The organism is Alteromonas sp. S005 (genome assembly GCF_036864475.1).
In the GTDB taxonomy this organism is placed as follows: domain Bacteria; phylum Pseudomonadota; class Gammaproteobacteria; order Enterobacterales; family Alteromonadaceae; genus Alteromonas.
Window position 1 is genome coordinate 1 of the sequence record NZ_JAZETN010000010.1, and the last position, 26,227, is coordinate 26,227.

Consider the following 26,227-nt stretch of genomic DNA (forward strand, 5'->3'; position numbering starts at 1 on the left):
CACTCGTGCGGTTTTTTGTTTTATATCTGGCGTGAATCTATTATGCGCTGTTAGGAAGTCTGTAACGCATGGGCAATGGCTTTTGGCTTAACGCTTGCTCTGGCATGCTCTGCCACGCGTTTTCAGGTAGTGCAGGTACTTCTGCTTTGTATTGAGAAATAGTAAAATATCCCATCGCAACACGTAAGCGCTTAAGCGCTTTACACTCATTTACTTCTTGGTCGATAACGAATATACCCCACTGGCGCATTGCTATACCTAACTTATCACTACTTGTAAGGCGAATCACCGGCGCCGCCAACACCATGCCAACCAATACAGGTAGCAGCCACATAAACAGCGATGGTGTGAAGTAAAAGGTAGTTACACCCCACGCTACGGCTAAACAACTCATAATTTGCGTGTGTTTGATTGCGACAGTCCAAGGTACTTTGCGACCTTCACGCTCTTGCGCTTCCCATTTTACTGAGTGGCCTATAAGAACACTTATCACGAAATAGCTGTGGTAGAACATCATCAGCGGCGCAATAAGCACGGCCATAGCCAATTCAATTACTGCCCCTTTGAGTAAAGACCACGCGCCACCAAATTCGCCACGACGTTTTATTAAAGCTAAGGTAATACCTAGAAGTTTAGGCAAGAATAGTAAGGCCGCCGTACCCCACATGGTTACCATCATCATGTCTTGGCGGGCTACCTGCCAGCTCGGGAAAAGCTGATATTCAGACACAAAGAACTCGGGAACCGACGTAGCGCGTATTAGCGCATCTGCCGTCCCAAGCGCCAACATGCAAAATAGTATTAATGAAGATATGTACGCAAATGCACCAAATAAGAAGTGCAGACGGTTCGCCAATTTAAGACCTTTCACGTTTAAAAGCCCTAAGTGCTGTATGTTGCCCTGTACCCAGCGGCGGTCGCGAATAGCGTAGTCGACGATGTTGCTAGGCACTTCTTCATAACTACCTGTTGTATCGGTAAGTAAGTAAGCCTGCCAACCGGCACGGCGCAGCAGCGCAGCCTCTACAAAGTCGTGACTTAGTATTTCGCCACCGAAAGGCGCACGCCCTTCGAGGGTGGGTAGACCGCAATGCTGCATAAAAGGAGCAATCCGAATAATGGCGTTATGCCCCCAGTAGTTTGCACTGTCTGTTTGCCAAAACGATAGACCTGTCGCCAACATTGGGCTGTAAAGGTGAGCAGCAAACTGCACAAAACGACCAAAGAAGGTGTTTTGACGTACTGGCATAGGAATAGTCTGGACTAAGGCCGTATCGGGGTTTTGCTCAATACGACGGGCCAAGTCCTGCATGCGCTCTCCAGTCATTACGCTGTCGGCATCTAACACAATCATCGACTCGTAATTAGCGCCCCAGCGTTCGCAAAACTCTTTAAGGTTACCCACTTTTCTATGCAGATTCTGTTCGCGACGACGGTAAAACACTTGGTTAGAGAAGGCACCTAAACGTTTCTTTAATCGGGTAAAGGCACGTAGCTCAGCGTCCGCTTTTTCCATATCTCGGGTGTCGCTTAGCATGAAAAAGTCGAATTTAGAACTGTTGTCACTTTCCATTAACTCGCGAATACAGGCTTCGAAGCCCACCATAATGCGGCGGGTATCTTCGTTATAAACCGGCATTACTACAGCGTGCTTTTGCTTTATTGGTGACGAAGCGTCAGGCTTTACTTGGTTACTTCTTAAACTCAATGGGTCTATATTAAAAAGCTGCAAAAAGAAACCAATGATTCCGGTCCAAAATGCCATGCACAGCCAAGCGAATAGGGTTAATCCTAAACCTAACTGCGCAATTTCTAAGTTTGTAAGGCCATTCGGTAAAAATATCTCGTACAAGCTCCAACCGGCCAATGCCGTGCTTGGAATTACTAGCATTGCCATGATAAACAAACGCATATGCTCTCCTTTTAAGATGAAGTGTGAAGCACGTGCTGTGCTGTCACGTTTAACCTGAGGCACGGCTTTAGCCTCGTTCGATACTAATGTGAGAGTGCGATTATTTTGGCTGGTAGACATAATTCCAAACCTCGCTAACGCGCTCACCGTCTTTTTCAATGTAAGCGCGCATATCTACCGTTTGATTTTCTTTCGGCTTCACAAAAAAGGACGCACGCCACTCTTGGCCATCGGCTACCGGGTAAAGGCGCTGTTGCGAAATCGTGCCGTTAGTACCCTGCACCACCAGCTTCATGGTCTCGTTGTCAAAAGAAATGTCAGAAGGTGCACTGAAGTCCACATTGAACTGGCGGGTAGTGTTCAAGCTATCGTCTTTAAATTCATCGCCAGGTAGCACGGCCTTTCCCTGACGGGTACGTACAACTGAAGCCAGTTCACTGACAAAAGGATTCTGTTCTACGGTTTTAAGTTCATAAGCGAAATACAGAGATTCACCCGATTTAAACTGCTTCTCAGGCGTCCAAAAGGCCACTATATTATCGTGAATTTCAGATTTAGTAGGGATTTCAACAACTTCTAAACGGCCCTTTTCAAACCCGGCTTCTGGAGTAACCCAAAGTCCTGGACGTATATGATAGTTGGCCTCTGCATCGAGGTAATTATCCCACTCGCCGTCGCGCTGAAGCATGCCAAAACCCTTGGGGTTAGCATCGCTCAGTGACGTTACCTGCAGACGTGCTGGGTTAGTCAGTGGACGCCAAATCTCTTCATCAGCGTGAGTTACCATTAACACACCATCGCTGTCGTGCACTTCTGGGCGATAATCGTCATGACGCTTTTCTGTATTCTCGCCATACAAAAACATACTGGTAAATGGCGCAATACCAAGCTTACTCACATCGTCTCGCGCAAATAACCAGCTTTCCACTTTTACACTGGTATCAATATCAGGCTGGATAACAAACTTATAAGCGCCAGCTACCGAAGGACTTTCAAGGCGGGCATAAATAGTAATTGGCTTGCCTTCACCAGGCTCGATAACCCAAAACTCTGTAAAGTGAGGGAATTCTTCGCCTTTTGCTAAAGCGGTATCAATTGCCAAGCCACGTGCAGAAATACCATAGACTTGATTTTTACCTACCAAACGAAAATATGAAGCACCTAGGAAAACGGCAAATTCATCTTTGTACTCGTCGGTTTTTATAGGGTAGTGAACACGAAAGCCTGCAAACCCCGACTTTTCATCTGTCATGCCTGCTAAACCTGCTGCAGAACCATCGTAATTAAACATGTCACTATCAAATGCTAAGCGCTCAGGTTTATTGTTTTCACCGATAGTGTGAACAGTGACCGGATATTCGTATAGAAAACCCGGGTGAAAGAACTGAAGTTCGTAGTCGTTTTCACCGTGCCAAAGACTTTGCTCAGGCTTAAAACGAATAGAACGATAGGTGGTGTAATCAATTTCTTTTAACTCGCTGTTTAATCCATGATCGTCTTGTTCATAGCTTTCTGTTGCTGATTTGCGAGCGGCATCAATAATAGATTGAAGAACGGGTGATGCTTTTTGAGGCTGATTGTTGTCATTGACCTCGACAGCGCCCGCTTGGTGAAATGCAAATAGGGCAATCACGCTGGTCATCGCTAAAAGAACGCGCGACAGCTTTCGTTGCTGGAACGCATTAGTTTGTAAATTTTTTCCGAAAATTGAAACTGGCTTAGCCATTCGTCCTCTCCTTATGAAAACAATGGTTATCCAGATGGTCGTCAATCTCTTAGCTTTATCGCTCAGCTATACATAGCGAGCAACAGATTATCTGCTGCTTTAAAACGATGATGAGAAAAAGTATTCATTGAAACCATTCAAGAAAGGCGCTCTATTCCTTTCCTTATTCACTGGTATCGCAAAAAAGTCGAATTCCGTGCCTGTTGGCAAAAGTGACTGCTGGATAACACACAAGTACTTGAGCAAAAGCTGTTCCAATACTAAAAACACGGACGCATTAATTAAATTTACATTTATTTACAACAACTTAAAAACATCGATATTGAAGGTGGCAGACAATTTCGTTGTTGTAAATTTGTCCGATGAGCTAGCCAAAAGGTTAACTGTTGTTTTTTAGAGACAGTTCTCCATGCCAAAATGTTCACTTTATGAACTCCCCCCAGATGTTATCGGCTTCGGCATTTGTACAGACTCTCTTTTCACTTTTATTTTATCTTTATTTATTAGATAGATAGCGGCTTATCCTTTGTTTTTCAGCTGAACTTTTTTCGAAGTTGGCAGACGCTTTGCACTTCATCACTTTGATAAATACATCGGACACGATTTCTGAAAAGAAATAATTGAGATGACATGAAGACGTTTTTAACTTTGTGCTCATCAATTAAGTAGGCCCCTGCAGAGCGACGTATAAGGGCAGCGCGATGCAGAAGCGCTGACTCCCAACACGCTTTGCAAACACATTTAACGTTTGCGCTGCAGACAGTGGGCTACTGAACATACTAAGGAGTTATCACATGCGTAAATCAATCACACTTATTGCAGCGGCACTTACTGCGGCATCAATTCCTCTTACAGCAATGGCCGACAAGCCAGACTGGCGTTACGTAGAAGGTGGTTACACCAAAATGGACTTTGACGACAACGAGTCTTTCGAGCCAGACGGCCTAACCGTTAATGGTAAGTACCTTTTAAACAGCAACTGGTACTTAAACGGCGAGTACAGCTTCTTTGAAGAGGGTAACTTCGATTTTGATATGCTTACTTTGGGTGCAGGTTACCGCTTACCTGTTAACGCCACGACAGACGCCTACTTCGGTGCCAACCTAGAGCGTATTGATGGTGACGTAGATGACGAGACTGGTTACAGCATTAATGCAGGTCTTCGCTCAATGATTACAGAGCAAGTAGAGCTTGCTGGTGAAGTAGGCTATTACGATGTAGACGACGGTGAGGCCACATTTAAAGTGGGCGCTAACTACTACATAACGCCACAGTGGGCTGTTGGCGCAAACTACAAAATCATTGATGATTTAGACATTATGCAGGTAACTGCACGCTACGCGTTTTAAGCCTTCCTCTCCTCAGGTAGGTAGCCGGGTTGCTCGACCCGGCTTTTTTGTGCCTGTATTTCAAGAAGATAGCTATTCTTTCGCTTCGTTTTCTATTCGGCTGTGTCGCTGGGCTCAATATCTTCTTTTCTTTTTATATCCACACTTTCGTGAAGCTCTGAGTATACTAGTACTGCCTCGCCAGACTTTAACCTGTCTAGCACCTGCTGAACTTTTACCTCCAGCTCAACTTCCTCAGCGCCATAGTCGGTGCCTTCGCGTAATACAAAAGACTCAGCCAAGCTATAAAGCGTATCGGCTTCTAACGCGTCGATGGGAATTATCATTCACACTCCTTGAAAAACGATTTATAAAACTTAAATCACACCAACATTAACGCGGTATTAGCGACTAACATAACCACAGGTTGAGTTTACCGGTAAGGCTTCGCTAACAAAGCGTTTGACGCGCTCGTGCAGCCAAACCTTCGGGTTTAACACAGAGCCTTGCATGAAGCCGACATGACCGCCGCGTTCACTCAACTCCACGGTGACGTTACGCGCAAGCTCTTCTTCTTTCGGCACAATTAAGTGGTTCATAAAGGGGTCATCAATGCTATGCAATACTAATGTTGGGCAGTGGATAGCGCTTAAAAAGTGATACGCGCTACACTTTTCATAATAGTCTTGCGCATCTGCAAAACCGTGCAGCGGAGCCGTGATCTTTTCGTCAAATTGAGTAAAGCTCGTGATCCCTTCTACATCACTTTTTGTTAGCTGAATAAGCTTGCGATAATCAATGTATTCCATCTTCTTACGCAAAGTGTCTTTCATGCTAGTAAGTAAATACTTTTGATATACCCGCGAAAAACCCTGGTTAATTGACTTAGCACACTCAGATAGTTTAAGTGGAGAAGAGATGGCAACAGCAGCCTTTAGCCACTTTTGTGCTGGATTTTCACCTAACAGCTTCAACAGCATATTGCCACCAAGCGAAAAGCCAATCGCTACTTTGGGAATACGAGGAAATTTATCGTGCAGCCACTCTAAGAAAAAGCTGGGGTCTTCTGTTTCGCCACTGTGATAGGCCCGCGCTTTTAGATTGGGCACACCGCTACAGCCGCGATAATGCATCATTACCACCTGCCAACCATTCACAGACAGTTGGGCCATCATATCATTCGCATAGTGTGATTTAATGCTGCCTTCCAATCCGTGAAACATCACCACTATTCCTGATGTCTCTTGTGGTTTGGGGCCCCATGCTACGTCAACAAAGTCGTCATCCGGTAAGGTTAAACGCTCCATGTTATAAGAAAGGGGTAAGCGCTTTTGAATAAAACGCGGCCATATGGTTTGCACATGTCGGTTCTTTGCCCATCCTGGTACTTTAAAGCTACTTTTTATTATCTTTCCATGCGATAGCGCTGATTTGCTCATTGTATTTTCTTATTGTGTTTTTACGATAATTGATTAACCACAAGGCTCACTAGCTGGCGCGCCTCGTTGTTGTCGCGTAACTCGTATGCATTAATGAACGCAGCGATAGACGCGTTAAATATATTCGCTGGCGAGGCCTGCTGACCCAAGTGCGTAACCGCCTGCTCATTAAAAGACGCAACGATGTCTTGCTGCTGTTGCCTTTCAAGCTCTAATTCTTGCGCTTTAAGTGCATCGTAGGTTGTTTGCTCACCACCTTTCTCTAGGCTTGCTGCTTTACGCTTCTCGCGATGCTGCTTTAACTTTTCGTCAGTGCTCGCTGATGCCGCCATAACCGACTTAAGCTGGGGCAAATTTATAATGACATTATTCTCTAAACACCAGCAAATCAGCAAGAGAACGTTTACATTCACCTTGTGGTTGTCTTGAAGTAAAAGCGCGAGCGGTGCCATATCGCCTTTCGTATAGCGAGATACGCTGTACTCCCAAAAGTCGCTGCTATTAATATTGGGCACTGACATTGTCATACTCTTCTCGTTTTTGCTCTATCTGCTCTTGGGCATCTAGCCATGCCATCTCTTCTTCTTCAAGCTGTTGCTTTAGCTGAGTTTGCTTGTCGAGCAAGCCCATGAGTTCTGCTTTTTTGTCATCGCTGTAAAGCGAGGTATCGGCGAGTGACGCTTCTACCTCAGCCAAAGCGGTACCGCATTTCTCCATGGCTTTTTCGTGCTTTTCGATGGCTTTTTTAAGTGGCGCTACGCTTTGCCTGAACTCTGCTTCGCGGCGCTTTTCTTCTTTACGATCTAACTTGCGTTCTGGCTTACTGTGCGCCTCTGTCTCTTGCTGCGCGCCGTCTTTAGCGTCGCTGTTGGCACTTTTAGCCTCGCTGTTGGCCTTGGCTTTTTCTGCCGCCTGCTGTTTTAAAATCCAGTCCCGATAGTCATCCAAATCGCCTTTAAAGGGCTCAACTTCACCGCTGTCTACCAAATAGAAATCTTCACAAACCGAGGAAAGTAAGAAGCGGTCGTGCGATACCAGCACCATAGCCCCTTCAAAACCTTGAAGCGCAATGTTTAGCGCATGGCGCATTTCTAAATCTAGATGGTTGGTAGGCTCATCCAGCAGCAATAAGTTAGGTTTTTGATAAACAATTAGTGCCAACACCAAGCGCGCCTTTTCGCCACCTGACATCGGTGCCACCGGCGCCAATGCTTCATCGCCGTTAAAACCAAAACCGCCCAGATAATCGCGAAGCTGCTGTTCAGTAGCTTTTTCATCAATGCGTTGCAAATGTAAAAGGGGAGTGGCGTTAGCGTCTAGTGTTTCTAACTGGTGCTGCGCAAAATAGCCAATTTTAAGACCTTTAGCGGTATTAAAAATACCTTGCTTGGGCGCATGAACGCCCGCTAACAGCTTAATTAACGTTGACTTACCTTGGCCATTTCTGCCTAAAAGACCTATTCGGCTACCGGGTACTAAGTTCAGTTTTACCTGTTGAAGAACGATATGGTCATCGTACCCCAGCTGTATTTTTTCCATTTGAACCAGCGGGTTAGGAAGCGCTGTTGGCGGCGCGAAGGAAAAGCTAAACGGGCTAGCCATATGGGCTGGCATTAAGGTTTCCATTTTCTCTAGCTGCTTAATACGGCTTTGCGCTTGCTTTGCTTTACTAGCCTTGGCTTTAAACCGCGTAATAAACGAGTTTAGATGGGCTACCTTTTGTTGCTGCTTTTCATACTCAATGTTTTGTAAGCGTATACGCTCGGCACGCTGGGTTTCGTAAGAGGAATAATTACCTGTGTAAGTAACAAGCTTTTGTTGCTCAACACTGATAATTTGCGCCACCGTATTATCGATAAAGGCTTTATCGTGAGAAATAAGTAATAAGGTGCCTGCATAGCGCTGGAGCCATTTCTCTAACCAAATCACGGCGTCTAAATCCAAGTGGTTAGTGGGCTCATCAAGCAGCAATAAATCTGATGGACAAAGTAGTGCTTGTGCAAGGTTCAAGCGCATGCGCCAACCACCAGAAAAGTCACTCACCGGTGCGCTTAGCTGCACATTAGTGAATCCGAGGCCAGAAAGTATAGTCGCTGCACGTGATTCTACATCGTAGGCCCCAGCCTGCTCTAGTTGTCCATGAATTTGGCCTATTTTCACACCGTCGCCGCTTTTTTCAGCGGCGTCCAGCTTAGCCTGTAAATCACGTAAATGTTTGTCACCGTCTATCACGTAATCTATCGCAGTTCGATCGGTTGCTGGCGTTTCCTGAGCCACGCTCACAATTCGCCAATCACTTGGTACGCTGCAATCTCCGGCATCGACGCTTAGTTCACTGCGCAGCAGTGCAAACAGCGTGGACTTTCCGCAGCCATTGCTGCCTATAAGCGCCACTTTGTGGCCTGGAAAAACCTGTGCCGACGCCTCTTCCAGCAGCATTTTGCGGCCGCGAAGTAGCGATACATTTGAAAGCTTAATCATGACTAACCTGTGATAGAACAATCTAGGGCGCGTATAGTATCAAAAACTTAAGGTAAAAGCTGATCAACACATGCTATTTCGAGGTATAATACTGGCGAAATTCCCCAAAGGTGTATGTATGTCAAAACGTGTAAAACGTCGCTTTGTAGCAGGGGCTACGTGCCCAAAATGCCAAGAGTTAGATACTATTTCGTTATATTATGAAAATAACGTGGAAAAGCTGGAATGCGTCGCATGTGGGTACAACGAAGCGCAAACTGACGAAAAGGTCAGTGCCGCTACTCGCTCTAACGAAAACGTGATTGGTATTTTCAAACCTCACTAGCATTCCTACTCACTGTTAAGAAAATCTTACCATCAGGCCTGTGTAACACCTTATCATACTGTACTCAGGCTTTTTAAAACCTCCTCTGGATACCGCGCTAGTCTTGGCTAACGCCCTTACCGAGGAAAAACGCTCTCCAAGGCATGTTTTTTGTATTCCTCTTCCTAAGGAGTGAAATATGAAACACGCTAAAAAACGATTTTGCTATGTAGTAGCAGGGCTATTGCTCATGCTCATCGCATTTAGGTTGTACCTTCCTTATGCGGCAGCCACATATATTAACAACACACTAAGCCAATCGGACCAATACAATGGTCGTGTGGGTGATGTTGATTTAATGCTGTGGCGAGGTGCCTACAGCTTAGAATATGTGTTGCTGTATAAAGCGAATGGACAAATAGATAAACCGTTGTTTAAGGCTGACTATGTGGAATTTACACTATCGTGGTCACAGCTTTTTAAAGGTGCGGCCGTTGGCAGGGTGGTGGTAAATTCTCCCGAAATTAACTTTGTAGACGGAAACACGGAAGAAAAGAGTCAGTCGGGTAAGAACGAAAATTGGCTGTCTATTGCCGACCAATTGTTTCCTCTGCGCATAGATAAACTCACCATTAACGAAGGGAAAATTGCCTTTCACAACCCTGATACTTCTCCGGCTATCGATATTGCGCTGCACGACATTCACCTTGAAGTGAATAATTTGGTTAACAGCGACGATTTATCAGACACCCGCGTGGCTACAGCTACAGCGAAGGGCCAGACGGCAGAGCAAGGTACTATTTCATTAAACGCCAAGCTTAATCCAGCAACCAAAGCTCCTACCTTTGATTTAGACATTCAAGCTGACAACGTTGGTCTGGTGAATTTTAAAAACCTGCTTGATACCTATGCACCTTTTGACTTAGAAGCCGGAACGCTTACGCTTGCTGCCGAGGTCGCGTCTAACGAAGGGCAGGTAAAAGGCTATATAAAACCTATTTTGCATAACGTTGAAGTATTTTCTTGGAAAGGCGACATTGAACGTGACGGAGACGGTTTTATTGAAGGCAGTATTGAAGCGATTTCTGCTTTTGTCACCGAACTATTTGAAAATCAGAGCGAGGACCAAATCGCCACACGTATTCCTATTGAGGGCGATTTATCTAGCCCAGAAACTCAGACTTGGGAGGCATTTACGGCGATATTAAAGAACGCATTTATCAAAGCGTTTCAAGGCGATGTGGAGGAAAGTGTAGAGCTTGACCGGTTGGAGTTAGACAGACTAGAAAATCCTGAAAGGTCTAATTAAAAACGCTGAGGGCTTATATATCGCTAAGGGCCCGTTCAACCGCTGAGGGCTTATTTAACCGCTGAGGGCTGTTTAATCGCTGAGGGCTTATTTACCCGCTGAGGGCTCTGCATGAGCCCTAGCCGTTATAGCTGCCGTTATAAGGTACTTATATGGTACAGCTATCACCACAATCGTTGGCACCGTCGCGCATGCCTTCAATTTCTTGGCTTTCTTGCTTGTCTTTTTCAGCCTGCTTTTCGGCTACTGACTGCTCAACTGAGTCAAAATCGATGCTGTCAAAGGCATCCATATCAAAATCACTCATAATTTTCTCTCTTAAATAGTAAAAAGGCTTCTCTAACTGAGGCCTTTGTATCGGGGCGCAAGTGTAATCCAATTAAATCGTCAGGATAAATGCAGTCTTAGCCTAACTCATAACAAGATAAACTAGTGTTTAACCCGAAGCTTATGCAGCTTAGTTTTATAAACCTTTGATTTTACTTATTTGTCGACTTCCTATGAGGCACCCCATTCAAACCTAAGTGGTGCCGATGCCATTTAAGAATAGCTACAATTAATAGTGCGGAGGCGGGGTTTCTTCTGATTGCTTAGCAATATTAGACGGTTCTATGCTTTTAACACGGTCTATTACGTGACTTACTTTAAATGCTAAATCATCGAGCTGTTTTTGTTGTGAAGCCAGCGCTTCATTAAGTGCCTCGATAGTGTGTTCTTGAAAGGCTACTTTCATCTGTAACTCTTCAATATAGCTATTGGCGCTATCTATTTGCTGTTCTAACTGCTCAGCGCTTTTGTCTGTCATGTAAATTCTCTATCTCTCTCGTTGCCATTCTTCGGCAAGGCCACTGCTGCTTATAGACAATATATTACCATTGGGAAGGAAGCCGACGCCATAAACAACTGCGGTTGGCGGTGAAATAGACTCTCTTGATGCAACTTGAATTGACTGGATTTGTTCACCGTTTTGCAAATTCCAAAGATATACCTTCCTAGCTGGAGATCCTGTCAGTAAATACTGACCATCTTTTGAAAACTCGACATCTGTGAAGATTTTTTGTCTTGATGCAAACTTGAGTGAAGTAACGGGCTGCCCGGTTTGTGCATCCCATACTTGCGACTTACTTTGACTGTCGGCAGTAAAGGCGAATCGCCCTTCATCATCTAGCGCAACTTTTGTCACTCGGGTAGGGTGCGTGAAGGTGTGGATGATCTGCCCAGTGTCTGTACTCCACAAATAGGCAATATAGTCATTGCCACCTGTAAGGGCAAACTTGCCATTAGGTGAGATATCAATGGAATTAACTTTTTCCTGATGCCCAAAAAATTCCAGACGACGAGAGGTACGCGGCTCAAAATACATCACCTTACCATTTGAACGAGCGACGAGTATGCCATTACCATTATTGGTGACTACCACATCGCGAATAGAGGACTCGTCTATACGCCAAAACCCTTCTGGCTCACCGGTTTCCAAACTCCACAAGGCAAACGCTTCACGGTCGGCAGTGACCACATAGCGCTTATCTGCACTAATGTGTACTGACATCACTAAGTTGTTACCTTCCCCTTGATGACTCCAATGATAGAGGGGCTCGCTCTGCCCAATTCGCCATACATTGACACCATTATTTACGCCAGATACCACCGCTAACGTACCGTCGGTGGATATATCTGCCGCGTATGCGCCTTCTTCTACATGACGCCACTGCTGTATTGGCGTAGTATCAGGGACAGAGCATCCCATGGAATTGCCAATAAGTAAGGTGAGTAACACTATTCTATGGAACATTTGAGGCCTAAACATAATCAAATGGGTTTCGCTTTGTAAACGCTAGGTTTAACATAGCATGGATCACGCATCTTTAACTATCGTGCAAACTGCCTTAGATGCAGCAGTATAGACATAGACGCATGATGATAATAATTAATGGAGACGTTTTTATGCAGAAGTCGCTCGTTGCCTTATCTACTATCGCTGCGCTAGGCCTTTTCGCTTGCCAGCCAAACACATCTGATGAGGCCGCTTCTACAAGCGCTGATAGTGCAAAAACAACTGCTGTTGCAGCAGAAGAAATGACAGATACACAAAAGCAAGCTTACGCCATGGGCGCAAGCATGGGTTTGTTTGTTAGCAACCGTGCCGAACAACAAGAGCAGCTTGGTTTAACCCTAGACCAAGATGCGCTACAACAGGGCTTTAAAGACGGCCTAAACGACACCCTTAAGTTCACGCCAGAGCAAATTCAGCAAATCGCTCAACAGGGCGAAGAAGTATTACGTGCTAAACAGCAAGAAATGGCTGAACAAGCTGCTGAGAAAAACATTGAAGCAGGTCTTGCTTACCTAGAAGAAAACGGTAAGAAAGAAGGCGTGACGACAACAGAGTCTGGTCTTCAATACGAAGTACTTGAAGAAGGCGAAGGCGCAAGCCCAGAAGCAACAGACATGGTAAAAGTTCACTACCGTGGTACCTTGCTTGATGGTACAGAGTTCGACTCTTCTTATAAGCGCGGCGAGCCAGCTGAATTTCCTCTTAATCGCGTAATCGCGGGTTGGACTGAAGGCGTACAGCTGATGAAAGAAGGCGCGAAATACCGCTTCCACATTCCATCAGAGCTTGCTTATGGCGCACGCTCAACAGGCGCGATCACGCCTAACTCAACACTAATTTTTGATGTTGAGCTTCTAGAAGTGGTTAAACCTGAAGCCGAAGCGCAAGCTGAATAAATCAGCGAATTGAGCATAAGAGAAAGCCGACGCACAGCGTCGGCTTTTTTGTTTTAGTGAGTCAGCGTGATCCTTGCCTACCTTTTCCCTACGAGCTAGTGGATTTTCACCACGCGCGTACCCAGATAGTAAAATGGGCTATTCAATATGCTTGGTGCCTCGAATTACACTTTTAAGCTTAGCTCAAAGTTGAAATATTTCACGGCCCTAACAAGGTTTTTTAGGAACAATTAAACCTTAAAAACTAGGGCTTAAAACTAAAGGTTTTAACGGTTAGGTGCGCGTCGTCTTTCCGTATGGACTTTAAACGTTGCAAAGTGATTCAGCAGTGAGTGCCCTACTTTATACATGGCACACGCTAAGATAAGGTATATCACGGTTCGTACACTATTTAAGCGAACAACTATATCAAGTAAGGCATACAACAATAACAGCGCGCCGCTCAAAAACAGCATAAAACCTATGATAGTACCGCTGGTTTGAAGCGGATCGCTCCCCGACCTTCGGCGGTTCAACACAGGCATTCTGTTACGCATTCATTTCCCCTAATGGCTAGTATGTTATTTATACTACGACACTGGCAGAAAGGTTTATGTTCAATAATTATTCAATCTGCCTGCTTTGTCACTTTTTACCTTATTCAAAGATTGCGTTTTGCCTTATTACCCACATAAAGTAGGGGTAATTAGCTAGATTATTTATAGGACATTGTGAAAACACCGCTTATCACTCGAAAAGGCTATTTAAAGCTTAAACAAGAACTGGATTTCTTGTGGCGTGAAGAACGGCCAGAAATCACTCGCAAGGTAACTTGGGCAGCCAGCCTGGGCGATAGGAGTGAGAACGCTGACTACCAATACAATAAAAAGAAGCTTCGCGAAATTGACCGTCGGGTTCGTTACTTACGCAAATGTTTAGAGAACCTAAAAGTTGTTGATTATGATTCACAGCAAGAAGGCAAAGTGTTCTTTGGCGCTTGGGTTGAAATTGAAAACGAATCGGGCGCTGTTATGGAGCTTCGCTTAGTTGGCTATGATGAAATCTTTGGCCGCAAAGACTACATTTCTATTGATTCACCCATGGCCCGTTCTCTACTTGGCAAAGAAGAGGACGATGAGTTTATTGTCAAAACTGAGGCGGGTACTAAAGAGTGGTGGATAAACCGTATTTGGTACGACGCAACAGATAAGCTTTGAAAAAAGAGATGGTCTACTTAACTACTCAGTTGTAACGCAATGATCAGACGACTTTCCCTACACCGCGGTGATATACTCACCGCTCTTATTTTCACTACTAACGCTGTGTATACAAGCCTGTCACACACCGTTTATTCGCCATTGCCTAGCGCGAACTTTTAGTATCTTAGAGCGACTTATGATTACCAATAAAATTGCAGAAGAGCTTAGCGTCCAACCCTCGCAAGTAACTGCCGCAGTAAAACTTCTCGATGAAGGGGCAACCGTACCTTTCATAGCCCGGTACCGTAAAGAAGTAACCCAAGGCCTTGATGATACGCAGCTGCGTAATCTAGAGCAGCGCTTGACCTACTTACGCGAACTAGAAGAGCGCCGCGACGTTATTCTTAAATCTATCGAAGAGCAGGGCAAGCTCACTGACGAGCTTAAAAGCAGCCTTGCCAGTGCTGACAGCAAAACAACCCTTGAAGACTTGTACTTACCGTATAAGCCTCGCCGACGCACTAAAGGGCAAATTGCTATTGAAGCTGGTTTAGCGCCGCTGGCCGATGCCTTATTTAGCAACCCTGACACAGACGCTGAAAGCAAAGCGCAGGAGTTTGTAAATGCAGACAACGGCGTGGCTGATACTAAAGCCGCGCTAGAGGGTGCTCGCTATATCCTTATGGAAAGGTTTGCTGAAGATGCCTCCTTGCTAGCTAAAGTGCGTCATTACCTTACTGAAAATGCACATATAAAAAGTACGGTTGTACCGGGTAAAGAACAAGAAGCCGCTAAATATAAAGACTATTTTGAACACAGCGAAAAATACAAAAAGGTACCATCGCACCGCGCATTGGCCATGTTTAGAGGTCGCAATGAAGGCATGCTTCATATTCAGCTAGATGCCGACCCGCAGTCAGAAGAAAAAGGCCCATCTCATTGCGAGCACATTATCGCTAGCCACTACGATATCATGCACCGCGGCCGGGGCGCTGATGATTTCTTAGCCCAGGTTGTACAGTGGACGTGGAAGATCAAAATTGGTTTACACATGGAAACTGAGCTATTCAGCGCCCTTCGAGAGCGTGCTGAAGAAGAAGCCATTGAAGTATTTGCTAAAAACTTAAACGACTTGTTGATGGCTGCACCTGCAGGTGCCAAAACTACTATGGGTTTAGATCCAGGCTTGAGAACCGGCGTTAAGGTAGCGGTAGTAGACAGTACAGGTAAGGTTGTAGCGACCAACACCATATTCCCACACGCACCGCAAAACCAATGGGATAAGTCTATTCGCACGCTAACAACCTTGTGCAAACAATACAAAGTAGACTTAATTAGCATTGGCAACGGAACAGGTTCTCGTGAAACCGACAAACTTGTCGGTGAAATGCTTAAGAACAATAGCGAACTTACAGCACAGAAAATTATGGTAAGTGAAGCTGGCGCTTCTGTGTATTCAGCGTCTGAGCTTGCCTCTAAAGAACTGCCTGATCTGGATGTTTCAATTCGTGGAGCCGTGTCTATCGCACGCCGCCTGCAAGACCCACTCGCAGAACTAGTTAAAATTGAGCCTAAAGCCATTGGTGTAGGCCAATATCAGCATGATGTAAGCCAAAGCCAGTTAGGCAAGTCGCTAGACCGTGTTATTGAAGACTGTGTAAACGCTGTTGGCGTTGACCTTAACACCGCATCGCCTGCGCTATTGAGCTATGTATCAGGCTTAAACAAAACTTTAGCGCACAACATTGTTAACTTCAGAGACACTAATGGCGCTTTCCCAGACCGTAAAGCACTGCTGAAAGTTGAGCGTTTAGGGCCTAAAGCCTTCGAGCAAGCGGCGGGTTTCTTGCGTATTGTAAACGGCAACAACCCACTTGATGCCTCTGCGGTTCATCCCGAAGCATACCCAGTGGTCGACAAGATTGTTGATACTACCGCTGTTGCGGTTAACGACATCATCGGCAATACCGAGCTACTCAAAAGCTTATCGCCAGATACATTTATCAGCGATGCATTCGGTTTACCAACTGTTAAAGACATTCTAAAAGAGCTAGATAAACCAGGCCGCGATCCGCGTCCAGAGTTTAAGACTGCCGCGTTTAAAGAAGGCGTTGAAACCATTAACGACCTTAAACCAGGCATGATTTTAGAGGGCGTGGTGAGCAACGTAGCTAACTTTGGCGCATTTGTTGATGTGGGCGTGCATCAAGACGGACTGGTACATATTTCTGCCTTGACTAACAAGTTTATTTCAGACCCTCGCGAGGTAGTTAAAGCCGGTGATATTGTTAAAGTAAAAGTGCTGGAAGTAGACGTACCGCGCAAGCGTATTTCCTTCACCATGCGCTTAGACGATACACCAAGCCAAAGTAATAATGCCGGTGGCTATGGCTCTTCAGGTAAGGGCGCGAATAACCAAGGCTCAAGTAAAGCTCAAAACAAAGGGGCTGGACGTGCTAACAGTAAAGCAAATCCGCGCTCAAATAAGGGAGGCGGCAATCGCAACAGTCAGCCTCAAAATAGCGCCATGGGCAATGCCTTTGCTGACGCGTTTGCTAAAGCGAAAAAGTAAACCTTAGCTGTTTATCGTCGCTTAATTTGTCTTATAAAGGGCTTGTCGCAAGACAGGCCTTTTTTATTGCTCTTCCATTTATCCTTTCGCTTTTGCTACATTAGTCATGGTGCAATGGAGAGTATTAGCGCTCACCAATGCTTGCTTAAAAAGCATTAAGATACCGAAACAATGAAAAGGTGTGGGTCACACCGAAACCGAAGTTCGTATGTTATTCGCGTTTAACGAAGGTAATGTTGCTCATTTGACCTCAGCCTTTTTCCAGGCAGTACTTTCGGACGACCATAATGAGTTAAAGGCTACCGACTTTTGATGAACGCAAGTTTCATCTGGTTGTACAGCAAAGATCACCAGCTCTAATCAGAGGATGATGCTATGAACTTACCTGTTTCAAAAAGTATGCTGAATGTCAGCGCAGACTATCCAGACCTTCGGGATCGCTATTACCAACCCAACCTCACCCCACTTAAACCTTTTATCGACCCGCCAGGTAACTTGGTTATATTAGACCAAGGTAAAGACGGCGCCTGTACAGGCTTTGCCTTGGCCGCCACCATAAATTTTATCTATCGCCAACAAGGCCGAAAACATACCGTGAGCCCATGGATGCTCTACGCCATGGCAAAGCGTCACGATGAATGGTTGGGCGAAGCCTATGATGGCTCTAGTTGCCGCGGCGCTATTAAAGGCTGGTATAACAGCGGGGTGTGTAGCGATTCACTAACGAAAGATATTAATCACAGCAACGAGTTTGAAATGACCCTCGCCATAGCTGATAACGCCAGTGATCATAGACTCGGCGCATACTATCGGCTTGAACGGGAAATTAGCGATTTTCATGCTGCACTTAATGAAGTGGGTGTCATCTTTGTGTCTGCCAGAATCCATGAAGGTTGGAAAGATAGTGAGGGTGATGTAATAAATTTAAGGCCTGAACCCATGGGCGGCCATGCGTTCGCCATAGTTGGCTACAACGATGAAGGCTTTTGGATTCAGAACTCGTGGGGTACGGATTGGAAAAAGTCAGGGCTGGCACTCTGGCGATACGATGACTGGGCGTTAAATGTTATGGATGCTTGGGTGGTACAACTCGCACTTCCTATTTCAGGTACGGGTACCTACCATCAGGTTACGCGCTCTATTGCACAGGGGCTGTTTTCTCGCTCCACACCTCGGGTAAGCATTCAAGATCACTTCGTTCATTTTGATGATGGGCACTTTGATACCAGAAGTAAATATTGGAGCAATAAAAACCACGTCGATGCCATTATTGAAAAGCTTGCTGACAGTAGTCATCAACATGTAATGCTGTACGCTCACGGTGGCCTGAATAGCATTAAAGCCTCGGCTAAACGCATTGCCGCCATGAAAGACACCTTTCTCAAAAACGATGTATATCCCATTCACTTCATGTATGACACAGGTATGCTTGAAGAGCTAAAAGACATTTTAGGCTTTAAAAATAAAGAAATTAGCACCAAAGTTGGAGCATTTACCGACTACACCGACCGCATTTTAGAATGGGCAACACGTAAAGTAGGCGGCGCGCTGTGGCGTGAAATGAAATCAGACGCTTGTACGCCTTTTTCCCGCACCACGTCCGACGGCACCTACTTTTTAACGAAGTTAGCCGACTATCTTAGAAACAACCCAAGGGTACAGCTGCACGTTGTGGGCCATTCTGCAGGCTCTATTTTTCATGCTCACAGTCTATCAAGGTTATTCAAAGCTGATGAAAATATAAAAGTTGAAAGCCTGCATTTAATGGCCCCGGCCATCAGCTATTCTCTATTCAACGAAAAGCTTTCTGAGTTTATAGAGGGAGAACATATCCAGTCGACTACGATTTATAACTTATCTGAAGCGTTAGAAAAAGATGATCACGTGGCGCGTATTTACCAAAAATCGCTGCTTTATTTAGTATCAAATGCCTTTGAAGCCAAACCAGAGATGCCATTATTGGGTATGGCCGTGTTTAATCAGCCACTGTCCAACGTAACGTTCAAGTACAGCGAAGGAAAAGAGGGTGATGCGACGGCAGCTACAACCCATGGTGGATTCGATAGCGATGTAGATACCATGAATTCGGTGCTATCAGATATCACTGGCGGTTCACCTAAATATCCGTTTACAAAGGCAATATTGGATTATTAATGCTTGCTTATTTGCAGAGACCTTTGCATCAATAAAAAGGCCGTGCTCCGAAATTTCCTTGAGCTAGTTCGTGAGTTATTCTGCGTCAATAAAGTGCTGGCGTAGCGTGAAGCAGCCAGCGCTAACTTACGGTATCATGCTTGCAGCGATAAGCCTTCTCTTGACGGAGTATAGGCTTGCAAATAGGCGTTTTGAATGCGGCCTATTCTTGTTTGCATGGCGTCAGCCGCGTTAGCCTCTAAACCTTGCGAAGGTATAGCGTTTGCGGTGTTAGACGCAACGTCCAACACTTCGTCTGCAGCCGTCCCTGTCGCAGGGCTTATACCAATTTCGGACTCAGTGATAGATTCAATACCTGAAGCTTTATTAACACTATCAGTTGAAGTCTGCGCTGTTGCGGTTTCCCCTGCTGATAGGTTCTCAGCTTGTGCTTTGGCAATCTCGCTTCGTGCCTCTGTGGCTTTTTGAGAGGCCTCTGCGGCTACTTTTAAATCTTGTGAGGAAGGCTCAGCTGGAGCGAGCGCTGCGGCGCGCACCTGCTCCATTTTTTGCAGGGTTTCTTCTGGTGTTTTTTCTTCCGAAACATCGATAGACACCTCGCCATCGGTGACATAGCGCTTGTTATCTGGGCCTGTAGTGTATTCATAGCGCGGTGCACCAGCGTACTGTCCACCTGTTGCCGCATGCGCCTGTTCGTGAACTCTTACTTCCTGATCACGGGCTTTTAGCTGTTCAATTTCCGCGGCTTCTTGCTTTTCTTGTTGCGCTTGCTGCCTGTCTTTCGCGTCTTGCTTACCGGCACTCTCGTCCTGAGCATTGTCTTTTTCTTGTCCAAACACGTTTTGGAAAGCCGCTTGAAGCTCGGTTTGTATTTGAGGACGTTCATAGGTGACAGGAGCTGGCGGCTGACCCGGGCTTTTAGCCTTATCAGTTTCAGAACCTAAACCTTTTTGAGAAGCACCTTGCTGGGAATCTGACGCTTGGGGAATAGTTTCCCGCTGCACGTTATCTCTGCGGGCAGATTCTGTATTTACATTCGCCGTGGGATAAGCAATGGCGGTAAGGATTGGCGTTACAATATTCACCGTAGCAGCTCCACCTAAGCCAATACGTCAATGATAGTTCCAAGCATCTCGTCGGCCACCCCTAAAACTTTGGCGGAAGCTTGGGCATTGCGCTCGTTTACATTTAGCGCAATTAAATCGTCGGTTAAACGGGTAGTGCTAGAAGCTGAGTTAGAAGAAGTGTTGTTTGTTTCGCTGGTAGCCACAGTAGGTTGAGCGGGAGCAACAGCATCTTCAGCCGTCCGCTGAGCAATATTAGCCGCTGCCTGCGATACGCCATCGCTTGCACTTTGTAATCCATATTGAGCCGCTGCAAATGCAGAGCCTACACCTAAACCATCAACACTTGTCATACACTACCTCTAACCTCTCATGTGTAATTATTGACCAATTTCACACAAATGGAAAGGCGTGTATCAGGCACTGCCATTAACTTATTGTTAGCTGGCGACTTTTATTTGGCTGTGACGAAAGAAAAAGCTTCAAACCACCAATTTAGATAGGTTTGAAGCCTGTTGAGACGCTAGTTCAAGACGCTTTCTGTTGGTAAATACCTGCTGCAAAGCGAAATAGAATATCGGCGGTTTGCTGAGGATGAGAAATGAACGGGGCGTGAGAAGCGTGTGGCAGCACCACCGTATCCGCCTGCGGATGCAGTTCGCAAATTCGGTCTATACCGCTTGTAGGCACCAAACTGTCTAATCTGCCATACAATCGTAATGTAGGCGTAGTTATTCGCCCTACATCTTGTCGCATGTCCTCTGTAGAGAGTATTCGTAGCCCTTTTTTAAGCGCTTCCTCTGCAGGTTCTGGAAACTGCGTAACCTGCTCTCTAATTGACTTAATATCTTGCTTAGCCGTTTCACTGCCCATAGCCTGAATTGCCAAAAATCGTTCCAGTGTTTTTTGGTAATTCTTCTCCAGCTGCGTTTCAAACATAGTAAGTAAGTCACCCGCAATGCCCGGCCAGCATGGTCCGGCTATAAAACGAGGCGTTGAAGCAATGGTAACCAGTCCTGTGAGCTTTTCTGGTGCTAATAACGCGAGCTTTTGGGCTACTAATCCCCCTAATGACCATCCGACCAAGACACACTGCTCTGGCAGTTTATCTACAACAGCTTGGGCAAGTGATTCTACATTGTAAGGTGAGGGCACGATTCCCGCGTTTTCGCCAAACCCAGGAAGGTCAATGGTAGTAACGCGAAAATTATCACTAAGATATGGAATAAAGGATGTGAACGCCCCGCTGTTCATACCCCACCCATGAAGAAATACTACATCTACGCCTGTACCCTGAGTACGGGTGACAAGCTCGCCGTTTGTATGCAAAATTTCCATTTACACCTCCTTAGGCAGACACGTGCTTTTTGAAAAAACACGAAATGATGAAAACAGGTCGACGTTCGACAATTCAAGGAAGTTGATGGAATCAACACTATGAACCTTTCATGCTTGCTATGTTATCAGGCAAGTCCTACGCCAGTATGTCACTGGTGTGAAGATGACATGTTTTTTTTCGAAGCCCCATTACATGGGAGTAACCTACTTCAATACGGCCCTGTGGCGGGCCACGTCAAGCATAGCCACTACGACGCACTATCCGTGCTGGGACTCCACACATGGCCCATGTCATCGCTGGTTCACCAGTTGAAGTTTACGCATTCACTGACGGCAGGGAAAGTATTAAGTAACTGGTTTGTCCATAAAAAGCGACAGTGCACTCTACCAGTGCCAGATGTATTGCTTCCGGTTCCAATTAGTGCATGGCGGCTTGCAAAGCGGCACTACAACCAAGCTACGCTTTTGTGTGACGGCTTTAGCTGCGAACTAGATATACCCATTAATCAAGCGTGGGCTAGCCGCAAAGGCTTTAGTGTGCAGCATCACTTATCAAAGCTAGCCAGAGCAGAGAACGCAAACCGTGTATTTAGTCTATCGAAACAGTGTATCGACGACGAAATAGCGGCAGCGCAATGTGATAAAGATGGCAGCGATTTTACCGTTGCGATTGTAGATGACGTGCTCACCACAGGCGTGACAGTGAACACACTAAGTAAAAGACTTAAGCAGCGCTACCCCAAAATTCAAATACAAGTTTGGGCGGCGGCATTCACGCCGCCTCCAAAAAGCAGCTTATATCAAAGGGCATGATGCTCGAAGAAGAATACGAAAAGATGCGCTTTTATGGCGCGGCATTCACCGCGCCTTATAAACTGATTTAGCGGATAAAGTGCGACTGGTAAATTGCATTGGCCAGCATTTTGTTCGTGCCGTACCAGTAGCCTCTAAACTGCGTGTTGTCGGTAAAACCAATGACAACTCCACGCCCCATCTTCTGAGTCGTCACCGCAGTTGACTCAGCCATTAGCGCAACCATTCTTTTATCACTAAACCCTGCTACGAGTGGTTCGTCGGTGTAGCGTGCTGGCGTGACGAACGGCGAACTACTTGCTTCAACGATCATATTGTTCGTTTTAAACATAGGTAGCGTGTCATCGCTGTAGCCGTAAAAAAGCGGATGAGTATTATCAATATCGGCTTCAAATACAGCACCTGCCACAAGCTTTTTAGCATAGAGCGAGGAACCATCTTCGTAGCTTAAATCGCTTTCATCAAAAGCATTATCTATGGTCTCTCTACTGACAACCTCCGCATCTAGCCACTTGTGTTTAGCAAAGTAACGCAGTGCAGATTTTTGGCCTACGATCACGCCACCGGCCTTCACCCAGTCTTCAATTCTTGCTCTGTCATTTTCTGTAAAGCTATAGCGACCACTTGGAAATAGAATGTGAGTGTATGCAATGCTAGGGTCATTAAGCGCACGTAGTAAATGTTGTTGCTCTACGATGCTTGCAGACAAGCCGACTTTTGTATCGAAGTAGTGCCACATTTCTCCCACTTCGTATTCACTTGTCCCTTCACCACCTACAATTAATACCTGCGGTAAGCCCACGGGCGCCATACTCCGGCTGCCTAAATCGTTACCTGTCGGCGTTAACCCACTACGCAAGCTAAACACAGGTACCTGAAGTTGTTGTTGCGCTTTGCTAAAAATGGCTGCTAAGTTTTCGGGCTGCCCCAAACCTTTAGGCACCACAATACTACCGGGCTGTAGGTCTACATTTTTGCCATCGTATTTAATAGCGGAAAACGCTTTTTCACTACTGCGCACTTTCACACCGGCTTCCAGCAAGGTTTGAAGCATGGCAGGCGCATAGTAATGCTGCCATGAAAACGCATAGGCATAAGCGTCTTCATGAATATCATTAAGTGCTATTTGTGCCAAAGAAGTATTGTCACTTAGCGTAAGGCTTCGCACATCGCCTTTGTCTAAAGGCGCGTAATCCAAGTTAAAGGCCAGAGCCAAATTCCACGTTGAAACGTCATAGAAGGTGTTATTTTCAAATGAGGTTTGCGTAGAAAAAATTGACTTTACTAGACGGTATTGCGGTTGGCTTGTAGGAACAAATATCGCCTTTCCAGCTTCGTAACTAACCTTGCTTACGTCAAAGTTCTTTGTAAGCACTTCATATTCAATGTGGTGCTGCTCAAGTAATGCGATAAATGCGTTAAACCGAGCGGTATCATTCGATGCACTTACCACAAATCCAGCCTGTGCGTCTTGCTTAGCCAAAGACTGCGTACTCTTCACAAAGCCCGACTGGTAATCAAGGATCGCAGCCTTATTTGCCAATGCGCCCCTAAAGGTACTAAGAGATGTGGTAATTTGATTAGCTATGGTGTCTTTAAAAGCAAGCTTGCCATTTATAGAGTCTTGAAGGTGGCCCCGCGAGCTGGCTTGCTCAAACAGAATACCTACACTGCCGTGTAAATCTGGATAGGTAGACCCTTTTCCAGCGTAGAAGTCGTCGAATGCTTCTTCGGTGAAATACAGCTCGCCCTGTTCGTCAAATGCAGCCGCGTGGTAATGCGCTAGCGCTTCAGTTAAGGTAACGTTCTCGTCCGGCGTTAGCGGGTTTTTGCGCGAGCGTACGCCGGGCTGAAAGAAATAGGTACTGTCTGTGCCCATTTCATGAAAATCGGTCAGAATATGAGGCCGCCATTTATGAAACTGTTTAATACGCGCCTGCGACTCTGGGTGCGCCAGCAATAACCAGTCGCGATTGAGATCGAACCAGTAGTGATTGGTTCGTCCTGACGGCCAACCCTCGTCATGTTCACGGTGTCGGCTATCAGAAACTAACTGCTTGCCCTTATGCATATTTGCCCACTGAGCAAAACGAGAGAGTCCATCGGGGTTGAAAGACGGATCAAACAGCACAATATTGTTGTTCAACAAGGCATCGATTTCTTCACCTTCAGCGGCGGCTAAGTAATAAGCCAGCGCAAGGGAGGCATTGGTACCGGAAGGCTCGTTACCGTGAATACTGTAACCCATATAAAAAATCAAGGGCGCGTCGCTACCTACTTTTTTGCCACTTTCCATGGCATCAATATGCTGCTGCCTCATGGCTTCAACATTGTTTCTATTTGAAGATGCGGTGATTGTCATCAACAAAAGCGGGCGATTTTCGTGGGTACGACCGGTTTCTTCGATAGTGATGCGGTCAGACTTCTCGGCAAGAAGCTGCATATAGTTGACGACTTGGTCGTGACGTACGTGCCACTCACCAATGCTGGCACCAAGTACAGATTCAGGCGTAGGAATAGCTGGGTTGTAGGATACGGTATTTGGTAAGTATGCTGTAACTGGCTGCCCGCCTTTATCAGGGGTAATAGTAACCACTGATGATAAGGCTGGCTGTGCCAATGCTTGCTGGCTGGTTGTCGCCCCAAAGCCGATGGTGCCAAGCGCCAACAATACTGTAAGTGATAATGGGTTATTTTTGGCGGAGTTTTTAAGTTTCGCTAACATAGCGCTTCCCGTCTTGTTGTTATGGTTGAGAGTAATACCGAAGTACGTCGCTCTTAACAAATTCGATTCACTGGAATAATTTATTTAATTAATACCTGACTGTTTTACTCAGGTAAATTTGATACAATAATTCAAATTTTCAAAATATGTAGGACTTGCTGATGATAACTATATCAGAAGAAGCCCAGGCTCACTTCGTAAAACTGTTGAGTAAACAAGAGTCTGGCACGAATATTCGTGTATTCGTCGTAAACCCAGGCACCTCGTCAGCTGAGTGTGGCGTGTCCTATTGTCCGCCAGATGCTGTGGAAGAGACGGATACTCGCCTTCCGTTTAACGGTTTTGATGCCGTGGTGGACGAAGAAAGTGCGCCGTACCTTGATGAAGCGGAGATTGACTATGTTACCGATCAAATGGGGTCTCAATTAACGCTCAAAGCGCCTAATGCTAAAGCCCGTAAAGTGGCTGACGATGCCCCTTTGGTTGAGCGAATCAACTATATGATCGAGTCAGAAATCAACCCGCAGCTTGCTAGCCACGGGGGTAATGTTGTACTGACCGAGTTAACTGAAGATGGCTACGCTATTCTTCAATTTGGCGGTGGCTGTAATGGCTGCTCAATGGTAGACGTGACGCTTAAAGAAGGTATAGAGAAGCAAATGATTGAACAGTTTGCTGGCGAGCTTAAAGGCGTGCGCGATGCAACTGAACACCAAGCTGGTGAGCACTCTTACTACTAAGCGCAATACTGCGCTCATTTAGGTGCACTTTACCATGCTGTCCCTATGCTGACGCAAGATCCACTCAAGAGCTGGCAACGATTCAAAATAGGCTTAGCTATTTTCGTTGTCGGCGTCTTGCTGTTATTTACTCTTAGCGAACTTCATGTCGCGCTGCGCTACCTAAGCCTTTTAGTGCTATTTCTTGGCTTTGCTATTGCCATGTTAGGTTACTGGGGCATTTTCATTCAGCGTTTCTCGTTCATCAAAAATAAGAAGCCGCCGCCTAAGTTCTAGTCATTGAACTTATCTACTTAATTCCAAACACTTTTTAGTATTAAAATATTCAGAAAGCGCAAGGGCACCTGTTTATGCCACCAAAACATAACATCGTTATAATTTGTTTTTTGTATGACTTGCCAACTTCCTGCCACT

24 protein-coding genes are annotated in these 26,227 nt (G+C 45.7%); 10 read left to right on the forward strand and 14 right to left on the reverse strand.

Annotated features, from left to right (window positions below):
- Positions 1-40: 40 nt before the first annotated feature.
- Positions 41-2,032 carry a glucans biosynthesis glucosyltransferase MdoH gene (gene mdoH / locus V7R55_RS12365; protein ID WP_334059734.1) on the reverse strand — a complete coding sequence of 664 codons (1,992 nt, stop codon included), beginning with the start codon at positions 2,030-2,032 and terminating at the stop codon, positions 41-43.
- Entirely contained in the window at positions 2,013-3,638 is a 1,626-nt protein-coding gene (locus V7R55_RS12370) for a glucan biosynthesis protein (protein ID WP_334059735.1), read from the reverse strand. Before V7R55_RS12370 ends, mdoH begins: the two co-directional genes overlap by 20 nt.
- Before the next feature lie 794 nt (positions 3,639-4,432).
- Between V7R55_RS12370 and V7R55_RS12375 the strand changes: the two genes are divergently transcribed.
- Positions 4,433-4,987, forward strand: coding sequence for an outer membrane beta-barrel protein (locus tag V7R55_RS12375; protein WP_334059736.1), 555 nt, complete (start codon positions 4,433-4,435; stop codon positions 4,985-4,987).
- 92 nt (positions 4,988-5,079) lie between these two features.
- Here the strand turns inward: V7R55_RS12375 and V7R55_RS12380 are convergent, their stop codons facing one another.
- From V7R55_RS12380 to V7R55_RS12395, 4 genes are read right to left on the reverse strand one after another with little or no spacing between them, the layout of a single operon-like run.
- A complete protein-coding gene (locus V7R55_RS12380) occupies positions 5,080-5,313 on the reverse strand; it encodes a YheU family protein (protein ID WP_025257266.1) in 234 nt (77 codons plus the stop codon).
- A gap of 57 nt (positions 5,314-5,370) precedes the next feature.
- The gene (locus V7R55_RS12385) at positions 5,371-6,405 is read right to left on the reverse strand and encodes a hydrolase (protein WP_118491212.1); all 1,035 of its coding nucleotides are present in this window, start codon (positions 6,403-6,405) and stop codon (positions 5,371-5,373) included.
- A gap of 20 nt (positions 6,406-6,425) precedes the next feature.
- Positions 6,426-6,932: a TIGR02444 family protein gene (locus V7R55_RS12390; protein ID WP_334059737.1), complete on the reverse strand. Its 507-nt coding sequence runs from the start codon at positions 6,930-6,932 to the stop codon at positions 6,426-6,428.
- Positions 6,907-8,886: an ATP-binding cassette domain-containing protein gene (locus tag V7R55_RS12395; RefSeq protein WP_334059738.1), complete on the reverse strand. Its 1,980-nt coding sequence runs from the start codon at positions 8,884-8,886 to the stop codon at positions 6,907-6,909. The genes V7R55_RS12390 and V7R55_RS12395 overlap by 26 nt, the downstream gene beginning before the upstream one ends.
- A gap of 118 nt (positions 8,887-9,004) precedes the next feature.
- On the opposite strand from V7R55_RS12395, the gene V7R55_RS12400 reads away from it, so the two are divergent.
- Both V7R55_RS12400 and V7R55_RS12405 read left to right on the forward strand, forming a co-directional pair.
- Positions 9,005-9,211 (forward strand): YheV family putative zinc ribbon protein, encoded by a 207-nt coding sequence (locus tag V7R55_RS12400; protein ID WP_025257262.1) that lies wholly within the window; start codon positions 9,005-9,007, stop codon positions 9,209-9,211.
- Between the two features lie 178 nt (positions 9,212-9,389).
- Positions 9,390-10,499, forward strand: coding sequence for a DUF748 domain-containing protein (locus tag V7R55_RS12405; protein ID WP_334059739.1), 1,110 nt, complete (start codon positions 9,390-9,392; stop codon positions 10,497-10,499).
- A 148-nt stretch (positions 10,500-10,647) separates the two neighbouring features.
- Here V7R55_RS12405 and V7R55_RS12410 read toward each other — a convergent pair whose 3' ends face one another.
- The 3 genes from V7R55_RS12410 to V7R55_RS12420 all read right to left on the reverse strand — a co-directional run bounded on the left by V7R55_RS12410 (position 10,648) and on the right by V7R55_RS12420 (position 12,246).
- Entirely contained in the window at positions 10,648-10,806 is a 159-nt protein-coding gene (locus V7R55_RS12410) for a hypothetical protein (protein ID WP_012520154.1), read from the reverse strand.
- Positions 10,807-11,055: 249 nt separating this feature from the next.
- Positions 11,056-11,304 (reverse strand): SlyX family protein, encoded by a 249-nt coding sequence (locus V7R55_RS12415; RefSeq protein WP_334059740.1) that lies wholly within the window; start codon positions 11,302-11,304, stop codon positions 11,056-11,058.
- Positions 11,305-11,313: 9 nt separating this feature from the next.
- A complete protein-coding gene (locus tag V7R55_RS12420; RefSeq protein ID WP_334059850.1) occupies positions 11,314-12,246 on the reverse strand; it encodes a WD40 repeat domain-containing protein in 933 nt (310 codons plus the stop codon).
- Positions 12,247-12,443: 197 nt separating this feature from the next.
- Between V7R55_RS12420 and fkpA the strand changes: the two genes are divergently transcribed.
- Entirely contained in the window at positions 12,444-13,229 is a 786-nt protein-coding gene (gene fkpA, locus V7R55_RS12425; protein ID WP_334059741.1) for an FKBP-type peptidyl-prolyl cis-trans isomerase, read from the forward strand.
- Positions 13,230-13,495: 266 nt separating this feature from the next.
- Here the strand turns inward: fkpA and V7R55_RS12430 are convergent, their stop codons facing one another.
- Positions 13,496-13,765 (reverse strand): hypothetical protein, encoded by a 270-nt coding sequence (locus V7R55_RS12430; RefSeq protein ID WP_179985024.1) that lies wholly within the window; start codon positions 13,763-13,765, stop codon positions 13,496-13,498.
- Positions 13,766-13,939: 174 nt separating this feature from the next.
- Between V7R55_RS12430 and greB the strand changes: the two genes are divergently transcribed.
- The 3 genes from greB (at position 13,940) to V7R55_RS12445 (ending at position 19,133) form a co-directional block, all read left to right on the forward strand.
- Positions 13,940-14,425 (forward strand): transcription elongation factor GreB, encoded by a 486-nt coding sequence (gene greB, locus V7R55_RS12435; protein WP_334059742.1) that lies wholly within the window; start codon positions 13,940-13,942, stop codon positions 14,423-14,425.
- A 178-nt stretch (positions 14,426-14,603) separates the two neighbouring features.
- Complete coding sequence (locus V7R55_RS12440; RefSeq protein WP_334059743.1) at positions 14,604-16,979, forward strand: Tex family protein; 2,376 nt, start codon at positions 14,604-14,606, stop codon at positions 16,977-16,979.
- A gap of 375 nt (positions 16,980-17,354) precedes the next feature.
- Positions 17,355-19,133 (forward strand): C1 family peptidase, encoded by a 1,779-nt coding sequence (locus V7R55_RS12445; RefSeq protein ID WP_334059744.1) that lies wholly within the window; start codon positions 17,355-17,357, stop codon positions 19,131-19,133.
- A gap of 134 nt (positions 19,134-19,267) precedes the next feature.
- Here the strand turns inward: V7R55_RS12445 and V7R55_RS12450 are convergent, their stop codons facing one another.
- The 3 genes from V7R55_RS12450 to bioH all read right to left on the reverse strand — a co-directional run bounded on the left by V7R55_RS12450 (position 19,268) and on the right by bioH (position 21,535).
- Entirely contained in the window at positions 19,268-20,218 is a 951-nt protein-coding gene (locus V7R55_RS12450; protein ID WP_334059745.1) for a putative metalloprotease CJM1_0395 family protein, read from the reverse strand.
- Positions 20,219-20,232: 14 nt separating this feature from the next.
- A complete protein-coding gene (locus tag V7R55_RS12455; RefSeq protein ID WP_334059746.1) occupies positions 20,233-20,550 on the reverse strand; it encodes a hypothetical protein in 318 nt (105 codons plus the stop codon).
- Between the two features lie 175 nt (positions 20,551-20,725).
- Positions 20,726-21,535 carry a pimeloyl-ACP methyl ester esterase BioH gene (gene bioH / locus V7R55_RS12460; RefSeq protein ID WP_334059747.1) on the reverse strand — a complete coding sequence of 270 codons (810 nt, stop codon included), beginning with the start codon at positions 21,533-21,535 and terminating at the stop codon, positions 20,726-20,728.
- A 99-nt stretch (positions 21,536-21,634) separates the two neighbouring features.
- Between bioH and V7R55_RS12465 the strand changes: the two genes are divergently transcribed.
- On the forward strand, positions 21,635-22,348 hold the full coding sequence (locus V7R55_RS12465) for a ComF family protein (RefSeq protein ID WP_334059748.1): 714 nt from the start codon (positions 21,635-21,637) through the stop codon (positions 22,346-22,348).
- Positions 22,349-22,415: 67 nt separating this feature from the next.
- Here the strand turns inward: V7R55_RS12465 and V7R55_RS12470 are convergent, their stop codons facing one another.
- A complete protein-coding gene (locus V7R55_RS12470; protein ID WP_334059749.1) occupies positions 22,416-25,073 on the reverse strand; it encodes a M14 family zinc carboxypeptidase in 2,658 nt (885 codons plus the stop codon).
- A gap of 161 nt (positions 25,074-25,234) precedes the next feature.
- Here V7R55_RS12470 and nfuA point away from each other — a divergent pair, with 161 nt between their 5' ends.
- Positions 25,235-25,813 (forward strand): Fe-S biogenesis protein NfuA, encoded by a 579-nt coding sequence (gene nfuA / locus V7R55_RS12475; protein WP_334059750.1) that lies wholly within the window; start codon positions 25,235-25,237, stop codon positions 25,811-25,813.
- A 45-nt stretch (positions 25,814-25,858) separates the two neighbouring features.
- A complete protein-coding gene (locus V7R55_RS12480) occupies positions 25,859-26,089 on the forward strand; it encodes a hypothetical protein (protein WP_334059751.1) in 231 nt (76 codons plus the stop codon).
- Positions 26,090-26,227: the final 138 nt, after the last annotated feature.